Source organism: Cytobacillus firmus (assembly GCF_023715565.1).
In the GTDB taxonomy this organism is placed as follows: Bacteria; Bacillota; Bacilli; order Bacillales; family Cytobacillaceae; genus Cytobacillus; species Cytobacillus firmus_C.
Genome location: NZ_JAMBOJ010000142.1, coordinates 1 through 939, shown reverse-complemented (window position 1 = coordinate 939; position 939 = coordinate 1). Strand labels below are relative to the sequence as shown.

Annotated in this window: 1 protein-coding gene; it reads left to right on the top strand. The window is 37.4% G+C overall.

Features of this window, described 5'->3' with window-relative positions:
- Window positions 1–686: IS3 family transposase (locus M3205_RS25135; RefSeq protein ID WP_251172362.1), on the top strand; the 686-nt coding region annotated here is incomplete at its 5' end.
- Window positions 687–939: the final 253 nt, after the last annotated feature.

Here is a 939-nt window from a genome sequence, read left to right as displayed (position 1 = left end):
GGCGTGTTCATATGGAACTTCAGGAAGAATACCGAATGCAAATCAATCATAAAAGAGTCTTTCGACTCTACAAGGAACTTGGAATTCAATCAATTATTCGGAAGAAACACAGATCTTCAAACTATAATCAGTATAAGCGCACTGAACCAGAAACGATTACAACAAATATCATCAATAGAGACTTTTCGGTTGACCAACCTAATAAAAAGTGGGTTACAGATATCACTTCCTTTTCAATCGGGGACGAAAAGTTACACTTATCTGCCATAATGGATTTGTACAATAATGAGATTATTGCATACGAAATGGCAAGGAATAATAGTGAAACGATGTTCGTAATAAAAACTGTATACCAAGCTGTTCAAAAAGAAAAGGATGTGCAAGGTGTCATCCTCCATAGCGACCGGGGAACACAATACACATCCAAACTTTATCAAGACACGCTCGAATCCTATGATATTCAACCAAGCATGTCCCGTCCAGGCAATCCATTCGATAATGCCTGTATTGAAAGCTTCTTTTCCCATTTAAAAACAGAAGCTTATCATCCCTATTCTGTACAAAATATTGAAGAATTAGAAGCAAAAATCCATCAATATATTCATCATTACAATCATATAAGGAGACAAAAGCGGTTAAATAAACAGTCGCCAGTAAATTATCGTCGCCAGAATCTTATAGCATAAGGAAATGGGTCCCTCAAAAGGAACTCACAAATTATTTAAAGTGCACTACTTGATATGGAGCAACGCATGATACCGTCATAGGGGAGCTAGTTGTGTTACAAACCTGCTTCCTAGAGCGAGAATCATGCGTGACGAGGCTCCATGTCAAGTAAATAAAAAGAATGAAATAACTAAAATAAAACCGAAAGGGAGCCATTTCCAAAAGGAAACAGCTCCGGTTTTTTAATATCTCCACTATATGGGGGCTTGACCA